Genomic DNA, 19,677 nt, shown 5'->3' with positions numbered 1-19,677 from the left:
ACTGGAACGACCCCTTGGAGGCGTACGCCCATGCCCGAGTTCTCGGACTCGACCGATGCCACGGACCCGCTGTCCGGCATCCCCAATCCCCCCGCTCCCGCGCGACTGTCCGTCGGCGTGATCTCCGCCGGCCGGGTCGGCACCGCACTGGGCGCCGCCCTCGAACGCGCCGGGCACATCGTGGCCGCCGTCGCCGCACCGTCGAGCATCTCCCGCGAGCGCGCCGCGCACCGCCTGCCCGAGGCCGCGGTGGGCGCACCGTCGGACATCGCCGCGAAGGCCGAACTGCTGATCCTGGCCGTGCCCGACACCGAGCTCCCCGCCCTGGTCGACGAGCTCGCCGCCCGGGTGAACCCGTCGGCGATCGTGCTGCACACCTCGGGCGCGCTCGGCGTCGGCGTGCTCGCGCCGCTCGCGCGGCTCGGCTGCACCACGATCGCCTTCCACCCCGCCATGACCTTCGTCGACGATCCGGACGACACCGCCCGGCTCGCCGACTGCTGCATCGGCATCACGGCCGCCGACGAGATCGGGCACGCCGTCGGTCAGGCGCTCGCGCTGGAGCTCGGTGCCGAGCCGGTGCGGGTGCCCGAAGCGGCCCGCCCGCTCTACCACGCGGCGCTCGCGCACGGCGCGAACCACCTGGTCGCGCTGGTCGACGACGCGGTGCTCGCGCTGCGCGCCGCGCTCGCCGGCGGGGTGGGGCTCGACGATTCCGAGTTCCTGGGCGGCGGACCACCCGGCTCCCTCGCCGAGCGCGTCCTCGCGCCGCTCGCCCGCGCCGCCCTCGAGAACGCCCTCGCCCGCGGACCGTCCGCCCTCACCGGGCCCGCCGCCCGCGGCGACGCCGCGGCCGTGACCCGCCACCTGGCCGCGCTCGACACCGTCGACCCCGCGATCACCGACGCCTACCGCGCCCAATCCCGGCGCGCGGCGGCCCAATCCGGAACCTCAGCCATGATCGATCCCGCCCTCGAGAAGGACAACCGATGAGTGCACCCACCCGCCCGTACACCCCCGGCCAGCTCACCGTGCACCACGACCCGGCGCAGCTGACCAAGGTGACGTCCGCCCTGAAGTCGACGGGCCGGCAGATCGCCTTCGTCCCGACCATGGGCGCGCTGCACAACGGCCACCTGGAGCTGGTGCACGCCGCCAAGCTGACCGGCGCCGTCGTCGTGGTCTCGATCTTCGTCAACCCGCTGCAGTTCGGCGCGGGCGAGGATCTCGACGCCTACCCCCGCACCCTCGACGCGGACGTCGAGAAGCTGCGCACCGCGGGCGTCGAGCTGGTCTTCGCGCCGTCGGCCGCCGACATGTACCCGAACGGCCCGCGCACCACCATCCAGCCCGGAGCCGCCGGGGACGGCCTCGAGGCCGACGGCCGGCCCACCCACTTCGCGGGCATGCTCACCGTGGTCGGCAAGCTGCTCAACATCGTGCGGCCGCACACCGCCTACTTCGGCGAGAAGGACTATCAGCAGCTCGTGCTGGTGCGGCAGATGGTCACCGACCTGAACATGGACGTCAAGATCGTCGGCGTCCCGACGGTCCGCGAGCCCGACGGCCTGGCGATGAGCTCGCGCAACGTCTACCTCTCCGGGGAGCACCGCGAGGCGGCGACCGCGCTGTCGGCGGCCCTGCTCGCCGGCGCCTACGCCGCGCAGGGCGGCGAGAGCGCCATCCTCGCCGCGGCGAACGAGGTGCTCGCCGCGCGCCCCGAGATCGACATCCAGTACCTGGAGCTGCGCGCACCCGACCTCGGTCCCGCGCCGGCGAAGGGCGACGGCCGGCTGCTGGTGGCCGCCAAGCTCGGGACGACCCGCCTGCTCGACAACGTGGGCATCGCCATCGGCACCGGGTTCCTCGAGGAGGCGGAGTAGTCATGCTGCGCACCATGATGACCAGCAAGATCCACCGCGCCACCGTGACGGAGGCGAACCTGCACTACGTCGGCTCGGTCACCGTCGACGCCGACCTGCTGGACGCCGCGAACCTCCTCGAGGGCGAGCAGGTCGCCATCGTCGATGTCACCAACGGCGCGCGCCTCGAGACCTACACGATCGCGGGGGAGCGGGGCAGCGGCGTCATCGGGATCAACGGTGCCGCCGCGCATCTGGTGAGCCCCGGCGACATCGTCATCCTCATCGCCTACGGCCAGCTGAACGAGGAGGAGCTGACGACCTACGCGCCCAGCGTCGTCTTCGTCGACGCGGACAACAAGCCCGTCGAGCTGACCGCGGACGCCGCGCACGTGCCGGACGGCTACGGCCTGGTCACGGGGCGCGTCTAGTGCTGCTGGCGATCGACGCCGGCAACACCGCGGTCACCGTCGGGCTGTTCGCCTCGGCGGAGGGCGAGGAACTGCTGGGCACCTGGCGGCTGCGCAGCGATCCGCGGATGACCTCGGACGAGCTGGCGCTCATCCTGAACGGCTTCCTCACCGGTGGCGGCTTCGACCCCGCGGCCGTGACCGGGGTCAGCGTGCTCTCGACGGTGCCCGAGCTGCTGCGTTCACTGCGGGCCGTGATGCCCCGCTACTACCCGGACGCCGCGCACGTGATCCTCGAACCCGGGGTGAAGACGGGCGTGCCGCTGCTGGTGGACAACCCGCGCGAGGTGGGCACCGACCGGGTGGCCAATGCCGCCGGCGCGTTCGAGCTGATCGGCCGGGACGCCGGGACGCCGTGCATCGTGGTGGATTTCGGCACGTCGACGCGGGTCGACGTGGTCAGCGCCAAGGGCGAGTTCCTCGGCGGCGCCATCGCCGCGGGCGTCGGCAGCGCGCTGGACGCGCTCGCCGAGCGGACCGTCGCGCTGCGCCGGGTCGAGCTCGCGGCGCCGCGCTCGGTGGTCGGGAAGAACACCGTCGAGGCGCTCCAGTCCGGCATCATCTACGGCTTCGCGGGCATGGTCGACGCCCTCGTGGGCCGGGCGCTCGAGGTGGTGCCCGGGGCCCGCGTGATCGCGACGGGCGGCTTCGACGAGGGCATCGCCGCCGAGTGCGGCACCGTCGGCGAACACCGCGCGGACCTGACATTGCAGGGCCTGCGGGCCGTGCACCTGCGCGAGAGCGCCAACCGGGCGCAGCGCGAGCGGCGTGCGCGGAATTCGTCTCACCTGTGATTCGAACTGTTGCCGGTCGCCGCACGGGGTGCTAATTTCGCTGTCATGAGCCAGGTGCGCAGCTGCATGGAGTGTTGTCGGGTCCGCTAGGAACCCGCCCCCTTCCGCTGCCCGGACGCGCCCACCGCGCGCTCCGCCTCCCTCCTGGAGACTCCCCATGCACCCCGTGCACTTCACCCCCGCCGCCGGCCAGATCGTCGTCGACGTCCGTGACCAGTCCGAGCGCAACCGCGACGGCATCCTGCCCGGCGCCGTCGCGCTCGACGCCGCGGCCGTCGCCGCCCGCCTCGTTCCCGGCCTGCCGACCAGCCTCGCCGCCGCCGGCCCCGACGCCCACTGGCTGCTGGTCAGCGGCAACGGCGCGACGGCCGCCGCCATCGCCACCCGCTTGCGCGACCGCGGCGTGCAGGCCTCGTCCGTCGACGGCGGCTTCCGCGCCCTGGCCCTCGGACTGGGCTCCGGCGCCGGGCGTGCGGGCGCCTCGCCCGCGTACGAGCGCGCGCTCGCGCAGTTCGCCGCGCACGAGGCCTGAGCGGTTCGACGGCCCGCTCCGGGCGCGCACCGTCCGCACCCGCGGACGTCGGTAAGATGACGGTCCGTGACGGAACGCAACGCTCCCCTGGACGACTGGGTCTCGCGACTCGCCGATGAGGCCGTGGCCTTCGCCGAGCGGAACGAGACGCCGGTGAAGGTGGCGTCGGGCATCTCCCCGTCGGGCCCGATCCACCTCGGCAATCTGCGTGAGGTGATGGTGCCGCACCTCGTCGCCGACGAGCTGCGCCGCCGTGGCCTGCAGGTCGAGCACATCATCTCCTGGGACGATTTCGACCGGTTCCGCAAGGTCCCGAACGTGCCCGGCGTCGACGATTCCTGGGCCGAGCACATCGGCAAGCCCCTCACGCGCGTCCCGGCCCCGCACGGTTCGGACGCGGAGAACTGGGCCGAGCATTTCCGCCGCGAATTGCAGGGTGCGCTCGAAGAACTCGGTGTCGAGTACCGCGGAATCAGCCAGACGCAGATGTACACCTCGGGTGCGTACATCGATCAGGTGCTGCACGCGATGGCGCAGCGGGGGCGCATTGATTCCATCCTGGAGCGTTATCGGACGCTCGATCGCGGCGATTCGACGCCCGTGCAGGAAAATGCGGAAGAAGTGGACGCGGACGCCGCCGAGGCGGCATCGGGAGCGGCGCAGGACGCCGACGGCTCGAGCGATTCCGGTTACTACCCGTACAAGCCCTACTGCTCCGCGTGCGGAACTGATTTCACCACCGTGACGGCGTACGACGACGAGTCGACCGAGCTCACTTATACGTGTCGGTGCGGCCACGGGGAGACCGTGATCCTGCGCGAGCACACCGACGGGAAGTTGGTGTGGAAGGTCGATTGGCCGATGCGCTGGGCCTTCGAGAAGATCACTTTCGAGCCGTCCGGCGTCGATCACCAATCGCCCGGCTCCTCGTTCGCCGTGGGCAAGGACGTCGCGCCGATCTTCGGGTGGAAGCGGCCGCTCGGCCCCATGTACGCCTTCGTGGGCATCCGGGGCATGGCCAAGATGTCGTCGTCGAAGGGCGGCGTCCCGACCGCCGCGATCGCGCTGCGCTACCTCGAGCCGCCGCTGCTGCGCTGGCTCTACGGCCGCAAGAAGCCGAACCAGTCCTTCGACGTGGCGCTCGACGGCGAACTGCCCCGCACCTACGACGAGTGGGACGCGCTGGTGCGCAAGACGGGCGGCGACAAGGCGCAGCCCGGCGACATCGCCGCGCACGCCCGCGCCGCATCCGTGCTGGACACGGCGTCGGGGCGGGTGCGGGAGCTGCCGCTCACGCCGCGGCCCATGCCGTACAAGACGCTGGCCTCCGTCGTCGACATCACCACCGGCGACGACGAGCAGACGCTGCGCATCCTCGCGGCGCTCGAGCCCGACCGGCCGCTGACGGAACTGGAGCCGCTGCGCCCCCGCCTCGACCGGGCCAGCGCCTGGGTCGCCGAGCAGATGCCGGCCGACGAGCGGACCGTGGTGCGCGCCCAGCCGGACGCCGAGCTGCTGGCCTCGCTCACCGACGAGCAGCGCGAGGGGCTGCGGCTGCTGCTCGAGGGCTCGGGTACGCCCGCGCCCGCGGGCCTCGGCCGGCTCGAGGACGACTGGACGCTGGCGGGCATCACCCACCAGGTGTACGGCGTCGCGAAGGTCCAGCGCGGCCTCGGTGCGGATCAGATCGTCAAGGGCGATAAGGAACTGGCCGCGGCGCAACGCGCATTCTTCGTTCTGCTCTACCGCTTGCTGGTGAGCAGCGATACCGGCCCGCGCCTGCCCACGCTGTTGCTCGCCATCGGCGTCGATCGCGTGCGTTCCCTGCTCACTCCGGCGTAGTTCCGCGGATTCGGCGAATTACCGCCGAATAGCGTGTTTCGTCCGAAGTTCCGGCGCCCGTCAATCGATGATCGTTACCCGATCGCGACCTCATTCAGTGCGATCGAATCGAAATAATCGCATTGCTGTGTATACACTCGATTTCGAACGACGCATTGGACGATTAATCGAGAAGGGGCCAAAACTATGGCGCGCAAGGTCACCGTTACGCTGGTCGACGACGTGGACGATACGCAGACCGCTGACGAGACCGTGGAATTCGGGCTGGACGGGGTCACCTACGAGATCGATCTCTCGTCCAAGAACGCCGAGAAGCTGCGCAGCTCCCTCGAGGAGTGGGTCGCCAATGCCCGGCGCGCCGGCGGCCGCAAGCGCGGCACGCGCTCGCTGTCCGCGCCCCGCGGCCGGACGCCGATCGACCGCTCGCAGAGCGCCGCGATCCGCGAGTGGGCCCGCAAGTCCGGCATGAAGGTCAACGACCGCGGCCGCATCAGCCAGGACGTGATCGACGCCTACAACGAGGCGAACTGACGCACCGACGAATCCACCCCGGCGCCCTCGGCGCCGGGGTGAGTCGTCTCCGGGGCCGTTTCGCTCACGGCGGAACGGGAATCAATCCGCCACGACGGCGCGTTTGACCTGGTGTATCAGGATCGGAAAGACGGACGGAGCGGCCCGCGGGCCCCGCAGGCGGGGCACTGCCGACACCATCGTCCACCGCTCCGAACTACAGTGAGAAGACGTTGATGCAGACGGCTATCTGCGGGCCCGGCCTCGGCCGGTCCCCGAAGTAACCGGGATGTGAGGAAAATGGCCATGTTCGAGAGGTTCACCGACCGCGCTCGTCGCGTCGTCGTCCTGGCGCAAGAAGAAGCCAGGATGCTCAATCACAACTACATCGGCACCGAGCACATCCTCCTGGGCCTGATCCACGAGGGTGAGGGTGTGGCGGCCAAGGCGCTCGAGTCGCTGGGCATCTCCCTGGAGGGAGTGCGCAGCCAGGTCGAGGAGATCATCGGGCAGGGCCAGCAGGCCCCGTCGGGCCACATCCCCTTCACGCCGCGTGCCAAGAAGGTCCTCGAGCTCTCGCTGCGCGAGGCGCTGCAGCTGGGCCACAACTACATCGGTACCGAGCACATCCTGCTCGGCCTGATCCGCGAGGGCGAGGGCGTCGCCGCCCAGGTCCTGGTGAAGCTGGGCGCCGATCTCAACCGCGTCCGGCAGCAGGTCATCCAGCTGCTCTCGGGGTACCAGGGCAAGGAGGGCGGCGGTGAGCCGGCCGGTGCCGGTGCCCGCACGAGCGGCGGGGGCGAGGCGGGCACTCCGTCGACCTCCCTGGTCCTGGACCAGTTCGGCCGGAACCTGACCGCCGCGGCGGCCCAGGGCAAGTTGGACCCGGTCATCGGCCGGTCCAAGGAGATCGAGCGCATCATGCAGGTGCTCTCGCGGCGCACCAAGAACAACCCGGTGCTGATCGGCGAGCCCGGCGTGGGCAAGACCGCCGTGGTCGAGGGCCTGGCGCAGGCCATCGTCAACGGCAACGTGCCGGAGACCCTCAAGGACAAGCAGCTGTACACGCTGGACCTGGGCTCCCTGGTGGCCGGCTCGCGTTACCGCGGTGACTTCGAGGAGCGCCTGCGCAAGGTGCTCAAGGAGATCGACACCCGCGGCGACATCATCCTGTTCATCGACGAGCTGCACACGCTCGTCGGCGCGGGTGCCGCCGAGGGCGCGATCGACGCCGCCTCGATCCTCAAGCCGAAGCTGGCCCGCGGTGAGCTGCAGACCATCGGCGCCACCACGCTCGACGAGTACCGCAAGTACATCGAGAAGGACGCCGCCCTGGAGCGCCGCTTCCAGCCCGTCCAGGTGGGCGAGCCGAGCGTCGAGCACGCCATCGAGATCCTCAAGGGCCTGCGCGACCGGTACGAGGCGCACCACCGCATCTCCATCACGGACAGCGCGCTGGTCGCCGCCGCCACCCTGGCGGACCGGTACATCAACGACCGCTTCCTGCCGGACAAGGCGATCGACCTCATCGACGAGGCGGGCGCGCGCATGCGCATCCGCCGGATGACCGCGCCGCCGGACCTGCGTGCCTTCGACGACAAGATCGCCGATGCGCGCCGGGAGAAGGAGTCGGCGATCGACGAGCAGGACTTCGAGAAGGCCGCGTCGCTGCGCGACAAGGAGAAGCAGCTCATCGGTGAGCGCGCCGAGCGTGAGAAGCAGTGGCGCGCCGGTGATCTCGATGTCGTGGCCGAGGTCGACGACGAGCAGATCGCCGAGGTCCTGGGCAACTGGACCGGTATCCCGGTGTTCAAGCTCACCGAGGAGGAGACCACCCGTCTGCTCCGCATGGAGGACGAGCTGCACAAGCGGATCATCGGCCAGGAGGACGCCGTCAAGGCGGTCTCGAAGGCGATCCGCCGTACGCGTGCCGGCCTGAAGGACCCCAAGCGCCCGTCGGGCTCGTTCATCTTCGCCGGCCCGTCCGGTGTCGGTAAGACCGAGCTGTCGAAGGCGCTGGCGAACTTCCTGTTCGGCGAGGACGACGCGCTCATCCAGATCGACATGGGCGAGTTCCACGACCGCTTCACCGCCTCGCGCCTGTTCGGCGCCCCTCCCGGGTACGTCGGGTACGAGGAGGGCGGCCAGCTCACCGAGAAGGTGCGCCGCAAGCCGTTCTCGGTGGTGCTGTTCGACGAGATCGAGAAGGCGCACAGCGAGATCTACAACACGCTGCTGCAGGTGCTCGAGGACGGTCGCCTGACCGACGGCCAGGGCCGCACCGTCGACTTCAAGAACACGGTGCTGATCTTCACGTCGAACCTCGGTACCGGCGACATCTCCAAGGCGGTGGGCCTCGGCTTCACCTCCGGGGATTCCGACGGTGCCAACTACGACCGGATGAAGCAGAAGGTCAACGACGAGCTCAAGAAGCACTTCCGGCCCGAGTTCCTCAACCGCATCGACGACATCGTCGTCTTCCACCAGCTCACGCAGGACCAGATCATCGAGATGGTCGACCTGATGCTGAACCGGGTGGGCACCGCGCTGAAGAACAAGGACATGGGGCTCGAGGTCAGCGATCAGGCCAAGGCGCTGCTCGCCAAGCGCGGCTTCGACCCGGTCCTCGGTGCGCGGCCCCTGCGCCGCACCATCCAGCGGGAGATCGAGGACGCGCTGTCCGAGAAGATCCTGTTCGGTGAGATCGCCGCGGGCCAGATCGTCGACGTCGACGTCGAGGGCTGGGACGGCGAGAGCAAGGGCGAGGACGCGAAGTTCACCTTCGCCGGTAAGGCCAAGCCCGCGATCGACCTGGAGAAGTCCGACGACTCGGTGCCCGCGCTCGCGGGCGAGAAGTCCTCGGGCGAGACCGCCTAGGTAGACCCGCCGGGAGAAACCCGCACGAGGGGCCGCCATCCGCACCGGATGGCGGCCCCTTTGGCATAGCATCGACGCATTCGACACGAGGGGGAGTCGTGGCGTTGCAGCCTGGGTCGGTCTTTGCCGGATACGTGATCGAGCGCCTGCTCGGTTCCGGGGGAATGGGGGAGGTGTACGTCGCGCGACATCCGCGCCTGCCGCGCTCCGACGCGCTCAAGGTGCTGTCGGCGGAGCTGTCGGGCGATCCGATGTTCCGGCGGCGGTTCGAGCAGGAGGCCGACGTGGTCGCCGGTCTGCGGCACCGGGGGATCGTCACGGTGCACGACCGGGGCGAATCCGCCGGACGGCTGTGGATCGCGCTCGAGCTCGTCGAGGGGACCGACGCCCGCGCCGCCGCGTGGCGCGCCGGCATGTCCGTGCAGGACGTGGGCGCCGTCATCGGGCCCGTGGCCGAGGCGCTCGACTACGCGGGCGCGCGCGGCCTGGTGCACCGGGACGTCAAGCCCGCGAACATCCTCATCGCCCGGGACCGGCGGGTGGTGCTCACCGACTTCGGCATCGTCAGCCAGCGGGAGGCGGACGCGCGACTGACCGGGACCGGACTGATGATCGGGACGGTGCACTACATGTCGCCCGAGCAGGCGCAGGGAGCACGGGTCGATACGCGGTCGGATCAGTACTCGCTGGCCGCGACGGCCTTCGACCTGCTCTGCGGCGCGCCGCCGTTCGCGAGCAGCAACGTGGGCGCGGTGATCGTCGGGCACGCGACCCGTCCCGTGCCGAGCGTCCGCGCCGTCCGGCCGGACCTGCATCCCGACGTCGACCGGGTGCTGGGGCGCGCGCTGGCGAAGGCTCCGGAGGACCGGTACCCGAGCAGCGTCGCCTTCGCCTCCGACCTCGTCGCCGCGCTCTCGCGCACCGTCGCCGCTCCGACGGTGCGCTCGCCGTACGCGGCGCCCTACGTGCCCTCGTACGGTCCCGACGGGGCGGGAGCCGCGGCGCGGGACGGCGGACCGCTGCCGCGCACCGCCGTCGAGACGCGGCCGGGCCCGTCTCCGGAATTCCACGGCGGTCCGTACGCGGACGGGGGCGCGGTGCTGCTCGCGCCGCCCGGCTTCGCGCACCTGCCCGGCCCGTTGCCGCCGCTGGGCCCCGGCGGCCCGGTGGACAAGGGCCGCACCCGGCGGCGGTGGGCGTTCTTCCTGGCGCTCGCCACCGTGGTGCTGTACCTCGCGGCCGGGCTGACGACGCTGGCCGCGGGGAAGGGGAGCGGAATCGGAACGGCGGCAGAGGTCTTCTCGACACTCGCCGCTGTCGGCTACTTCGCGGCGACGATCCTGAACATCCGCTTCGGCGGATGGGGCCGCCCGGTGGGGGTGGGGGTCCTCTGGGCGGTGACCTTCCTGCTCCCGTTGACCCTCGTGGCGGTGACGATCGGGGTGGGTGCGGACATCCGCGCGACCCTCGCCGTCGTCGTTGTCTTCGCCGCCGTGAATCCCGCTGTCCTGTCGGCGATCTGGGTGGTGGGTTCGGCACGCACGAAGGTGCTCGTCGCGCTGCCGTTCGCCGTTCTCGTGGGCACGCTGGCCCTGTTCGGCGCGGTCGTGGCGACGACCGGCGACGGCGGCGCCCTCGCGGGAGTGGAGACGGTGATCGTCCTGGCGACGCCGATCGCCATCCTGCTGACGGTGCTGATCACGCGCATCGTCGAGGCACGGGAGGCGCGTTCGCGGGTGCCGGTGCCGTCAGGCCCCGTCGGGTGGTGACGGGGCCGCGTCGCGGGCGTCGGGCGCCGGGCCGCGGAGGGCGGCGATCTCCGTGCGCAGGGCGCGCACCTCGGCGGTGAGTTCGTCGACCTCGCGATCGGTGTTCAGGGCCCGCGCGTCGGCGGCCTTGAGCTGGTCGACCACCCAACTGGTGGCGGTGCCGATCACGAAGCTGATCAGGCCGATCCCGACCACCATGAGCAGCAGTGCGACGATGCGGCCCTCGGTCGTCACGGGGTAGACGTCGCCGTAGCCCACGGTGGTGACGGTGACCGCCGCCCACCACAGGGCGTCGCCGTAGCCGGTGACCTTCGTGTCCGGGGCGCCGCGCTCGGCGTCGAGGAAGGCGAGGCTGCAGAGGAAGACGACCAGGACCGACGTGGTGCCGACGAAGACGGCGAGGCGTGCCCGGGTCAGTCGCGCGCGGTGCAGGCCGCCGATGAGCAGTGGCGCCGCCCGCAGTGCCCGCAGCGGACGGAACGGCGGCAGCGCGATCGCGAGCAGATCGATCGGGTGGGTGCGCACGAACCGCCAGCGATCCGTGGAGAGCCGCACCCGGATCAGGTAGTCGGCGACGAACGCCGCCCAGATCGCGATGTCGCTCCAGTCCACGAGGCGCCGCACGAGGGGCGTCGGGGCCACGTCGAGCACCTGCACCGCGTACACGGCGAGGAAGCCGAGGGCGAGGGCGATCATCAACGGATTCGTCCGGCGTTCCCAGACCTGCCTGCGCGTCACCGGCGAAAGGTACTCCGGGACGGCGGGTCTGCGCGGGAGAACCCGCCGCGCGCCCGGCGAGATTTTGCAATAACATCGCTCCATCGGATGAGGACGGGTGGTGGGCGGTGCACTGGAAGGTGCGACGGTGCGCGGCGTGGCTGGCCCTCGCGCTCTGCTCGGTGACGGTTCTCGCCACCATGGGCATCCTCGTCGACGAGGACGACCTCGGCGGCTCCCTCTTCCTCGTGGGCGTGCTCCTGTACGTCGTCGCGGCGCTGCTGCACTGCCGGCGGCGCCGGCGGCTGCTCCCGCTCGTGGCGGGCTTCGGTGCAGGCTTCACGGTGATGCTGGTGGTGATCCTGGTGGCGATCGCCCTGGGCCCGCACCAGTCCGGTCCGGGCGACCACTGGGGGTGGCGCGACGCCGCACTGGGGATCGGGATGACCCTGACGTTGTCCTTCGGAACGCTGAACTGGTGCCTCGGCACGGACTCGCTGCGGCGGGCCGCGCGGTGGACCATGATCCCGCTGATCAGTGGCACCGTCGCGAGCGTCTTCCCGGTGCCGGTGATCCACGACAACGCGGCGGCGGTCGCGATGGTCGCGGTGCTCCTGGCCGTGGTGCTCTGCGACGCCTTCCCCGCGCCGGCGCCGCCCCCGGCCGTGTCGGTCGATGCCGGTGAGCCCGGCGGGTCCGATGCCCTGGTCCGGTGAGGCGCGGGAAACCGGTGGCGGCCGGGCGATGCGCGGTGTCACGCTGGGATCGTGGTGACCGACGAGCAGGTGGAGGACTTCGTCCGGGACGGCTTCGTCGCCGTCCGCGGCGCGTTCAGCGGGGCGACGGCGGCCGCGGCGCGCGACGTGCTGTGGGAGGAACTCGCGTCCTACGGACTGGACCGGGACGACCCGTCGACCTGGGACCGGCCGGTGATCCGCCTGGGCGAGCACGACGAGGCCCCGTTCCGGGAGGCCGCCGCATCGCCGCTGCTGGCGGAGGCGGCGGACCGGCTGGCCGGGCCCGGCGGGTGGGTGCCGCGGGTGTCGCTGGGCACGTTCCCCGTGCGCTTCCCGTGCGAGGACGGCCCGGGCGACGACGGCTGGCACCTCGATCCGAGCTTCCCCGGCGACCAGCCGGAGGCCTTCCTGCACTGGCGGATCAACGTGCGCAGCAAGGGCCGTGCGCTGCTCATGCTGTTCCTGTTCTCCGACATCGGCGTCGACGACGCCCCGACCCGGCTGCGCGTGGGCTCGCACCGCGCGATGGCGCCGCTGCTGCGGCCCTACGGCGAGGAGGGGGCCGAGATGGGTGCTCTCATCCCGGAGTTCGCGCAGACCGCGCACCTGCCCGAGGCGGTCGTCACCGGCGCGGCCGGCGACGTCTACCTCTGTCACCCGTTCCTCGTGCACGCCTCGCAGGCGCTGCCGCCCGGGCCCGGGCGGGGCGCGCGGTTCCTCGCGCAGCCCGCGCTGCTGGGGCCGCCCGTCGACCTGGACCGCCCGGACACGGAGCTCACCCCGGTCGCGCGGGCGATCGCACTGGGCTGCCGCGGGTAAGGATCACGCCGAGCGCATCGGTGGCGCGGGGCGTCGGCCGTGCGCAGGCTCGGTGCACCCGGCTGCGCGGCGTGCCGGGCGGTGGTGGGGCGCGCACCGTCGGGAACCCCGGGAGTAGGTTGGCAGCATGACCGAGGCCGGATTCGACCAGCGCACGTTCCGACATGTGATGGGGCAGTTCTGCACCGGCGTCACGATCATCGCGACGTCGAACGCCGAGGAGAAGCCGGTCGGCTTCGCGTGCCAGTCCTTCGCCGCGCTGTCGCTGGATCCGCCGCTGGTGTTGTTCTGCCCGATGAAGACCTCCCGTACGTGGAAGCACATCGAGGCGTCGGGGAAGTTCGCGGTCTCCGTGCTGGGGCAGGAGCAGGAGTCGGTGAGCGCCGCGTTCGGGCGATCGGTGGACGACAAGTTCGACGGGCTGCGGTGGACCCCGTCGCCGCTGGGCAACCCGACCATCGACGGCTCGCTGACGTGGATGGACTGCACGCTCGAGAACGTGCTCGACGGCGGCGATCACCACATCGCGATCGGACGGGTGCACCACCTCGGCGACGTCGACGACGCGAAGCCGTTGCTGTTCTACCGCGGCGCCTACCTCTCCACGAACCACCCGCAGCAGCATCCGGCGGCCAGCCTGGAGTCGTTCCTCACGTGGGACTCGGGCGCCTGGCTCTGAGCCGTCTCCGACGGAAATGCGATATATGCAATCATGGATCTCATGAACGCATACCTCTCGCGCACGCTCGTCGCTTCCGTCGCCACCGTCGCCGCGGCCACCGCTGCGGTCGCCCCCGCCGCGGCCGCTCCCGGCCGGGTCGGTACCGGCCCGCTCACGTACGCCGCCTCGGCGCTGCCCGGCTGGTCGGTCAAGGCCCCCGCCCCGGACGGCACCGTGCTCGCCGTGGCAAAGCTGCCGGGGAAGAACTGGGCGTCGATGGTCGAGATCGGCCCCACCGGGGTGGCCGGCCGCAGCGCGTCCGACGTCGCACGGGCGATCGCGGAGTCCGCGCCGACCGCGAGCGGCTACGAGGGCCACGGGGCCCGCGTCGTGGGCCTGCAGGTGACGCCCACGACGATCTCCGGTGTGCCGGCGGCGCGCGCCGTCGCCACCGTGCAGGTCGACGGTGCGCCCGTGGCCGGCGATCGTTACCGGGTGGTCGTCGTGGATACGAAGCCGCAGACCTACTTCGTCACCGCCGTGCCCGCCGAGGCCCCGGACCGCACCGCGCAGGCCGGTGCCGCGGAGGCGAGCCTCGTCGCCGCCCGGTAGCCGCTACTGCCCGTAGGAGTGGCGCAGGTCGGCGAAGACCAGGGTGCTCACCCGCCGGGCGAGATGGCGGGTGTGCTCCGGGCCCGGCAGCGGTTCGGCCGCGTACAGCACCCAGCGCACGTCCGTGCCGCCGTCGCCGTGATCGAGGGTGAAGACCACGCGCAGATCGGGGCGGTCGGGCCACAGGGACGACCACTCGACACGGCCGGGCTCGTCGACGGCGAGCACGGCCGGAGCGACCTCGTCGTCCTGCAGGTGCAGCCAGGGGCGCACCGCACGGGGAACGGGAGAGGCGAGGTCCGCGCACACGAAACGCGGCGGCGCAGGGAGGTTCTTGCGACGCTCGGCGATCTGGTGCGACGCGTGCGGCGCTACTGCGCGCCCTTGGCGGCGACGTCGAGGACGACCTCGAACTCGAGCAGGTCGGCGCCCGAGGCGACCGGCTTGCGGCCCTCGCCGCCGTTGGGATCCCGCTGGCCCGCGTGCGCCTCGCGCGCCGGGCCGTCGCGCCACGCGGCGAACGCCTCCTCGGACTCCCACTGCGTGACCACGAAGTAGCGGTCGTCGCCCTTGACCGGGCGCAGCAGCTGGAAGCCGAGGAAACCGGGCGAGTTCTCCACGGCGTGCGCGCGTGCCGCGAACCGCTTCTCGAGCTCGGGGCCCGCACCCTCGGGGATGTGGATGGCGTTGATCTTCACTACCGACATGACCCGACGATACCGCCGCGCGAACCGGTAGGTTGGGCCGCGTGGATGAGTGTGTGGGCCTGAGAGATTGGGGCGGCCGCGAGGGGGCGGGCCCGATCGTGCTGTTGCACGGCCTCATGGGCCGCGGGCGCACGTGGCGCCGGCAGATCCCGTGGCTGCGCCGGTACGGCCGCGTCTTCACCTTCGACGCCGAATTCCACCGCGGCCCCGGCTTTCCCGTGCCGCCCGACGACATCACCACCGAGCGTTTCGTGACCGACGTCGCCGAGATCCTCACGTGCCTCGATCAGGGACCGGCCACGCTGATCGGTCACTCGATGGGCGGCCTGCACGCCTGGTGCACCGCTGCCGAATACCCCGAACTGGTGCGCGCCCTCGTCGTGGAGGACATGTCGCCCGAGTTCACCGGGCAGTCCACCGACACCTGGGCGCCGTGGTTCGCGAGCTGGCCCGAGCGGTTCGCCTCGCAGGCCGAGTGCGAGGCGTTGTTCGGCCCCGTCGCCGGGCGCTACTTCTACGAGGCCTTCGACGACGGCGCCCTGCACGGCGACATCGACGTCTTCCGCGCCATCGCCGATCACTGGGGCCCGCGCGATCATTGGTCGCAGTGGCGCGCCGTGCAGGCGCCCACCCTGCTCGTCGAGGCCGAGTTCACCGTCGTGCCGCCCGGCGTGGGGGAGCGGATGGTCCGGTCGTACACGGGCCCCGACCTGCGGTACCTCAAGGTCGACGGTGCCGGCCACCTCGTCCACGACGACGCACCGGGCGTGTACCGCGGCGCCGTCGAGGCGTTCCTCGCCGGTCTGGACTGACGGTGCCCGAGGGCGACACCGTGCACAACCTGGCGGACCGGCTGCGGCCGGCGCTGGCGGGAAAGGTGCTCACCGCCTGCGACATCCGCGTGCCGCGGTACGCCACCGTCGACCTGACGGGGCGCACCGTCGAGTCGGTGACCGCACGCGGGAAGCACCTGCTCATGGCGGTCGGCGGCGTCGTGCTCCACAGTCATCTGAAGATGGAGGGTGAGTGGCACGTGTACCGCCCCGGCGAGCGGTGGCGTCGCCCGGCGCACACGGCCCGCGCGGTGCTCGCCGTCGACGGTGCGCAGATCGTCGGGTTCTCCTTGGGCACGTGTGAGATCCTCACGCGCGCCGAGGCGGAGGCGGCGCTCGCGCACCTCGGGCCGGATCCGCTCGGGCCCGACTGGGACGCCGACCGCGCCGCGGCGAACCTCGCGGCCGAGCCCGCGCGGCCCGTCGGGCATGCGCTGCTGGACCAGCGCAACCTCGCCGGCGTGGGCAACGTCTACCGCAACGAGCTCTGCTTCCTGCACGGTGCGCACCCCGCGACGCCGGTCGGGGAGGCCGGGGACATGCGCGGCTGGGCGGACGATGCCGCGCGGTTGCTGCGCGCCAACCTCGGGCGCTCGCGCAGGGTGACGACGGGCGTGGACCGGAACGGCCTGCGCGCCTTCGTCTACGGCCGTGCGCGGCGTCCCTGCCTGCGCTGCGGGACGACGATCGTCGCGGGCGCGCTCGGCGGAGCGGGCGAGGCGGAACGCGCGATCTGGTGGTGTCCGCGGTGCCAAGAGACACCATCTAACTAACTGGTTGGTTGACAATCGGGACGTCATGGGCCTAGTCTTCTAACTAACCAGTTAGTTGAATCTAAGGAGAACGCGATGTACCAGGTCAGTGATCAGGCGGGGAAGACCTTCGTCGTCACCGGAGCCAACAGTGGCACCGGCAAGGAGGCCACCACGCGGCTCGCCGCGGCCGGCGCCACCGTCGTCATGGCGGTCCGCACTCCCGAGAAAGGGGAGGCCGCCCGGCAGGATATCCTCGCTCGCGTGCCCGGCGCGGACCTCGTGGTCAGGCGGCTCGACCTCGCGGACCTGGCGTCCGTGCGGGCCTTCGCCGGCGGCATCGTCGCCGACGGTGTCGCGGTCGACGTGCTCGTCAACAACGCGGGCGTCATGACGCCGCCGCAGCGGATGGAGACCGCGGACGGCTTCGAGCTCCAGCTCGGATCGAACTTCTTGGGCCCGTTCGCGCTCACCAATCTGCTGCTACCGGTGCTGCTCCGGTCGGCGGCGCCCCGCGTGACCACGATGAGCTCGGGCATGGCGAACTTCGGCCGCATCGACTTCGACGATCCGCAGTCGGAACGCAAGTACAGCCCGACGCGCGCCTACGGGCAGTCGAAGCTCGCCGACCTCCTGATGGCGAACCATCTCGCCGCCGAGAGCGAGCGCCGCGGTTGGGGTCTGCTGAGCGACGCCGCGCACCCCGGTTACACCCACACCAACCTCCAGACCGCCGGCGCCAGCTTGGGCGGCGAGCAGCGCGAATCGGTGATGACCCGGTTCGCGGGCCGGTTCCTGCCCTCGCAGCAGCCGGAGCAGGGCGCTGAGCCCCTGCTCATGGCCGCGACCGATCCGTCCGCGCGCAACGGGGAGTACTACGGCCCGCAGGGCCGGTTCGCACTGGTCGGACCTCCCGGCGTCGCGAACCGCAATGCCCGCATGCGGGACGCCGGCGTCGCCGCGAAGCTGTGGCGCTACGCTGCGGACGTGACCGGAACCGACCTACCGAGCGATGCCGCCCGCGGCTAAGCAGCAGCGGGACGCCGCTGCGACCAAGGCGCGCCTGCTGGAAGCCGCGACCGTCGAGTTCGCCGAGCACGGGCTCGCCGGTGCGCGCGTCGACCGGATCGCCGCGGCCGCCGAGGCCAACAAGCAGCTGATCTATGCCTACTTCGGCAACAAGCGGCAACTCTTCGACGCCGTCATCGAGGGCCGCGTCGCGGAGCTGCTCGAGACGGTGCCGTTCACCCCGCACGACCTGCCGGGCTACGCGGTGCGGCTGCGATCGTTCAACCGCCGACATCCCGAGCTCATGCGCCTGGTCCTGTGGCACACGCTCGAATGCCCGGGTGCGCTGGCACTCACCCGGTTCGCCGCGGAATCCAACGACGGCAAGGTCGCTGCGCTGCAGAAGGCGCAATCGGAGGGCGTGGTGACGTCGGTGATGCCCGCGCCTGCCCTACTGGTGCAGCTCCTCGCACTGATCCACGGCGACCTGCTCACCGGCGGCGACGAGCTCTCATCCGCCGCGGTGGACGACGAGGCGCTGGCCGCGGCCGTGGAGCGGCTCGTCGCGCCGTGACGCCGCTCAGTCCCGCGGCGGCAGCTCGCATCCGTCGGGACCGCAGGCCTCGGCGTCCTCGTCGCCGATGACGGTGAGCGGCGCCTCGCCCCGGGCTCGGGTGAGCGCCTCGGTGAAGACCTCGGCCGGCTGCGCGCCCGAGACGGCGTACTTGCCGTCGAAGACGAAGAAGGGGACGCCGCCGATGCCGATGCGCTTCGCGGTCTCCTCGTCGGCGCGGACGGCGTCCGCGTACGCCGTCGGATCGTCGAGCACCGCGCGGGCGGCGGCACCGTCGAACCCGGCGGACTCGGCGATGGCGACGAGGCGGTCGCGGCTGCCGAAGGCGGGCTCGGGCTCGGCGAAGTTCGCCGCGTAGAGCGCGTCGAGCAGCGCCTCCTGGCGGCCGAGTTCGAGCGCCCAGTGCAGGAGACGGTGCATGTCGAAGCTGTTGCCGCTGTCGCGCCCGTCGACCTGGTAGGGCAGGCCGAGCTGCTGCGCCTGGGCGCCGAGGCCGCGCTCGTTGGCGGCGGCCTGCGCCTCGCTGATGCCGTACTTGGCCGCGATCCGCGGGACCACGGGCTCCGAAGCGCCGGCGGTGGGGTCCAGCTCGAAGGAGCGGTGGATCACCTCGACCTGGTCCCGCTGCGGGAACGCCGCGAGGGCCTCCTCGAAGCGGGCCTTGCCGATGTAGCAGAAGGGGCAGTTGATATCGGTCCAGACGTCCACGCGCATGAGCGGTTCAACGCGCGCGGACGCCGGACGATTCCCCGGGTTCAGACCGCGTACGTGACGCCCGTCAGCTTCTCCGAGACGTCCCAGAGCTCGGCCCACTTGGCCTTGTCCTTGGAGGTCTTGGTGGTCGGGCACTTGCCGACGGGGCCGCGGGACTGGAAGAGCTGGGTGGGGCCCCACCACGGGTGCGGATCGAGATCGCGGTCGGTGGCGGCCAGCACCAGCGACTCCGCGGCCTTCTCCGGCGGGTTCGACAGCAGGCTCACCGTGGGGACCAGGACCTTGTCCAGCGGGGTCTCCGTGCGGGCGAACAGGCCGGTCGGCGAGACGCCCGGGTGCACGTAGTAGGCCTTCTTGTCCGAGCCGGCGGCCTCGAAACGGCGCTGCAGCTCGCGCGCGAACATCATGTTCGCGAGCTTGCTCTGGCCGTACGCCTCGGTGCGCAGGTACTTGCGGTGCTCGTAGTTCGGATCGTCCATGCGCCAGCGGAAGTTCTGCCGGTGGGCGACCGAGGAGACCGCCACGACGCGGTCCGTGATGCGGTCCAGCAGCAGGCCGGTGAGGGCGAAGTGGCCGAGGTGGTTGACGCCGAACTGCATCTCGAAGCCCTGCTTGGTGCGCGTGAGCGGCACGTACATCAGGCCCGCGTTGTTGATCAGGACGTCGACCTCGCCGGTGCGATCGGCGAAGGACCGCACCGAATCCAGGTCCGCGAGGTCCAACTGCTCCACGACGACGTCGCCGTCGATGCCGTCGGCGATCCGCTGGGCGCCGGCGACGTCGCGGCAGGCCATCACGACCTTCCCGCCCGTCTCGGCCAGCCGCCGCGTCACGACCTCGCCGAGGCCTCCGTTCGCGCCGGTCACTACGTAGGTGGTCATGCCAGC

22 protein-coding genes are annotated in these 19,677 nt (G+C 71.6%); 17 read left to right on the top strand and 5 right to left on the bottom strand.

Features of this window, described 5'->3' with window-relative positions; translation table 11 throughout:
• Positions 1-30: 30 nt before the first annotated feature.
• From BLQ62_RS20950 to BLQ62_RS20910, 9 genes are all read left to right on the top strand, one after another.
• A complete protein-coding gene (locus BLQ62_RS20950; protein ID WP_082756198.1) occupies positions 31-993 on the top strand; it encodes a Rossmann-like and DUF2520 domain-containing protein in 963 nt (320 codons plus the stop codon).
• Positions 990-1,883: a pantoate--beta-alanine ligase gene (gene panC / locus BLQ62_RS20945; protein WP_068564195.1), complete on the top strand. Its 894-nt coding sequence runs from the start codon at positions 990-992 to the stop codon at positions 1,881-1,883. Before BLQ62_RS20950 ends, panC begins: the two co-directional genes overlap by 4 nt.
• 2 nt (positions 1,884-1,885) lie before the next feature.
• Positions 1,886-2,293 (top strand): aspartate 1-decarboxylase, encoded by a 408-nt coding sequence (gene panD, locus BLQ62_RS20940; RefSeq protein WP_068564197.1) that lies wholly within the window; start codon positions 1,886-1,888, stop codon positions 2,291-2,293.
• Entirely contained in the window at positions 2,293-3,126 is an 834-nt protein-coding gene (locus BLQ62_RS20935) for a type III pantothenate kinase (RefSeq protein WP_068564199.1), read from the top strand. Before panD ends, BLQ62_RS20935 begins: the two co-directional genes overlap by 1 nt.
• 157 nt (positions 3,127-3,283) lie before the next feature.
• Complete coding sequence (locus BLQ62_RS20930; protein WP_068531342.1) at positions 3,284-3,658, top strand: rhodanese-like domain-containing protein; 375 nt, start codon at positions 3,284-3,286, stop codon at positions 3,656-3,658.
• Between the two features lie 66 nt (positions 3,659-3,724).
• Complete coding sequence (gene lysS / locus BLQ62_RS20925; RefSeq protein ID WP_082756199.1) at positions 3,725-5,500, top strand: lysine--tRNA ligase; 1,776 nt, start codon at positions 3,725-3,727, stop codon at positions 5,498-5,500.
• Positions 5,501-5,686: 186 nt separating this feature from the next.
• Positions 5,687-6,031, top strand: coding sequence for a histone-like nucleoid-structuring protein Lsr2 (locus tag BLQ62_RS20920; RefSeq protein ID WP_068531344.1), 345 nt, complete (start codon positions 5,687-5,689; stop codon positions 6,029-6,031).
• A gap of 285 nt (positions 6,032-6,316) precedes the next feature.
• Positions 6,317-8,887, top strand: a complete 2,571-nt coding sequence (locus BLQ62_RS20915) for an ATP-dependent Clp protease ATP-binding subunit (protein WP_068531346.1) — start codon at positions 6,317-6,319, stop codon at positions 8,885-8,887.
• A 98-nt stretch (positions 8,888-8,985) separates the two neighbouring features.
• Positions 8,986-10,656, top strand: a complete 1,671-nt coding sequence (locus BLQ62_RS20910) for a serine/threonine-protein kinase (RefSeq protein ID WP_231857533.1) — start codon at positions 8,986-8,988, stop codon at positions 10,654-10,656.
• On the opposite strand, the gene BLQ62_RS20905 is transcribed toward BLQ62_RS20910, so the two are convergent.
• Complete coding sequence (locus BLQ62_RS20905; RefSeq protein ID WP_068564204.1) at positions 10,636-11,394, bottom strand: potassium channel family protein; 759 nt, start codon at positions 11,392-11,394, stop codon at positions 10,636-10,638. The two genes, BLQ62_RS20910 and BLQ62_RS20905, sit on opposite strands and share 21 nt — an antisense overlap.
• Before the next feature lie 107 nt (positions 11,395-11,501).
• Here BLQ62_RS20905 and BLQ62_RS20900 point away from each other — a divergent pair, with 107 nt between their 5' ends.
• The 4 genes from BLQ62_RS20900 (at position 11,502) to BLQ62_RS20885 (ending at position 14,202) form a co-directional block, all read left to right on the top strand.
• On the top strand, positions 11,502-12,089 hold the full coding sequence (locus BLQ62_RS20900; RefSeq protein ID WP_068531351.1) for a hypothetical protein: 588 nt from the start codon (positions 11,502-11,504) through the stop codon (positions 12,087-12,089).
• A 51-nt stretch (positions 12,090-12,140) separates the two neighbouring features.
• A complete protein-coding gene (locus tag BLQ62_RS20895; protein WP_197467274.1) occupies positions 12,141-12,929 on the top strand; it encodes a phytanoyl-CoA dioxygenase family protein in 789 nt (262 codons plus the stop codon).
• A gap of 127 nt (positions 12,930-13,056) precedes the next feature.
• The gene (hsaB, locus tag BLQ62_RS20890; protein WP_068531355.1) at positions 13,057-13,608 is read left to right on the top strand and encodes a 3-hydroxy-9,10-secoandrosta-1,3,5(10)-triene-9,17-dione monooxygenase reductase subunit; all 552 of its coding nucleotides are present in this window, start codon (positions 13,057-13,059) and stop codon (positions 13,606-13,608) included.
• A 42-nt stretch (positions 13,609-13,650) separates the two neighbouring features.
• Positions 13,651-14,202, top strand: coding sequence for a hypothetical protein (locus BLQ62_RS20885; protein WP_139184267.1), 552 nt, complete (start codon positions 13,651-13,653; stop codon positions 14,200-14,202).
• Between the two features lie 3 nt (positions 14,203-14,205).
• Here BLQ62_RS20885 and BLQ62_RS20880 read toward each other — a convergent pair whose 3' ends face one another.
• Together BLQ62_RS20880 and BLQ62_RS20875 are read right to left on the bottom strand one after the other, a co-directional pair.
• Entirely contained in the window at positions 14,206-14,475 is a 270-nt protein-coding gene (locus BLQ62_RS20880) for a hypothetical protein (protein WP_231857535.1), read from the bottom strand.
• A 98-nt stretch (positions 14,476-14,573) separates the two neighbouring features.
• Positions 14,574-14,909 carry an antibiotic biosynthesis monooxygenase family protein gene (locus BLQ62_RS20875; RefSeq protein WP_068531359.1) on the bottom strand — a complete coding sequence of 112 codons (336 nt, stop codon included), beginning with the start codon at positions 14,907-14,909 and terminating at the stop codon, positions 14,574-14,576.
• A 53-nt stretch (positions 14,910-14,962) separates the two neighbouring features.
• On the opposite strand from BLQ62_RS20875, the gene BLQ62_RS20870 reads away from it, so the two are divergent.
• From BLQ62_RS20870 to BLQ62_RS20855, 4 genes are all read left to right on the top strand, one after another.
• Positions 14,963-15,721 (top strand): alpha/beta fold hydrolase, encoded by a 759-nt coding sequence (locus BLQ62_RS20870; protein WP_231857536.1) that lies wholly within the window; start codon positions 14,963-14,965, stop codon positions 15,719-15,721.
• A gap of 2 nt (positions 15,722-15,723) precedes the next feature.
• Positions 15,724-16,515 (top strand): DNA-formamidopyrimidine glycosylase family protein, encoded by a 792-nt coding sequence (locus tag BLQ62_RS20865; RefSeq protein ID WP_068564210.1) that lies wholly within the window; start codon positions 15,724-15,726, stop codon positions 16,513-16,515.
• Between the two features lie 75 nt (positions 16,516-16,590).
• Positions 16,591-17,523, top strand: coding sequence for an SDR family oxidoreductase (locus BLQ62_RS20860; protein ID WP_068564212.1), 933 nt, complete (start codon positions 16,591-16,593; stop codon positions 17,521-17,523).
• Entirely contained in the window at positions 17,507-18,076 is a 570-nt protein-coding gene (locus tag BLQ62_RS20855; RefSeq protein ID WP_068527494.1) for a TetR/AcrR family transcriptional regulator, read from the top strand. Before BLQ62_RS20860 ends, BLQ62_RS20855 begins: the two co-directional genes overlap by 17 nt.
• A gap of 6 nt (positions 18,077-18,082) precedes the next feature.
• Here BLQ62_RS20855 and BLQ62_RS20850 read toward each other — a convergent pair whose 3' ends face one another.
• Positions 18,083-18,790 (bottom strand): DsbA family oxidoreductase, encoded by a 708-nt coding sequence (locus BLQ62_RS20850; RefSeq protein ID WP_068527497.1) that lies wholly within the window; start codon positions 18,788-18,790, stop codon positions 18,083-18,085.
• A gap of 41 nt (positions 18,791-18,831) precedes the next feature.
• Positions 18,832-19,671 (bottom strand): SDR family NAD(P)-dependent oxidoreductase, encoded by an 840-nt coding sequence (locus BLQ62_RS20845; RefSeq protein ID WP_068527502.1) that lies wholly within the window; start codon positions 19,669-19,671, stop codon positions 18,832-18,834.
• Positions 19,672-19,677 lie beyond the last annotated feature (6 nt).

Origin of the sequence: Tsukamurella pulmonis (genome assembly GCF_900103175.1) — a bacterium.
GTDB classification, from domain to species: domain Bacteria; phylum Actinomycetota; class Actinomycetes; order Mycobacteriales; family Mycobacteriaceae; genus Tsukamurella; species Tsukamurella pulmonis.
This window is presented reverse-complemented; position numbering and strand designations above follow the sequence as displayed.